1 pseudogene is annotated in these 470 nt (G+C 66.4%); it reads right to left on the reverse strand.

From position 1 onward, the window contains the following. Window positions 1–470, reverse strand: a pseudogene (locus MOV75_RS41795) (MFS transporter); the annotation flags it as partial.

The raw sequence follows: 470 nt of genomic DNA on the forward strand, positions 1-470 counted from the left end.
GGTCGCGATCAGCCGGCCCTTGCCCTGCATCAAGGCGGCGAGCGCCAGCGTCTTGCCGCCCGCGCCCGCGCAGAGGTCGATCACCTGCTCGCCGGGTTTTGCCGCGGTGAATTGGGCCGCAAGCTGCGATCCCTCATCCTGCACTTCAATTCCGCCCTTGATGAAATCCTCCTCGGCCTGGATGCCGGGGTTGCGCGCATCGGCCGAAAGCTCGATGCGCAGGCCCGTTGCGGACCAAGGCGTCGGTTTCGCATGAAGATGAGCAAGCGACTGCATTGCCTTGTCGCGATTGGATTTTAGCGCGTTGACGCGCAGGTCGAGCGGCGCCCGGCTCGCCATCGCAGCCGCTTCCGCCGCGCGGGTATCGCCGAACACTTTTGCAAGGTGCGGATCCAGCCATTCGGGATAGTCACCTGCGATCGCGGCAGGCGCATCCGCGAGGGAGCGATGGCTGAGCGCGCCCTCCTCGG

It is taken from the genome of Bradyrhizobium sp. PRIMUS42 (genome assembly GCF_023006515.1).
Taxonomy (GTDB): domain Bacteria; phylum Pseudomonadota; class Alphaproteobacteria; order Rhizobiales; family Xanthobacteraceae; genus Bradyrhizobium.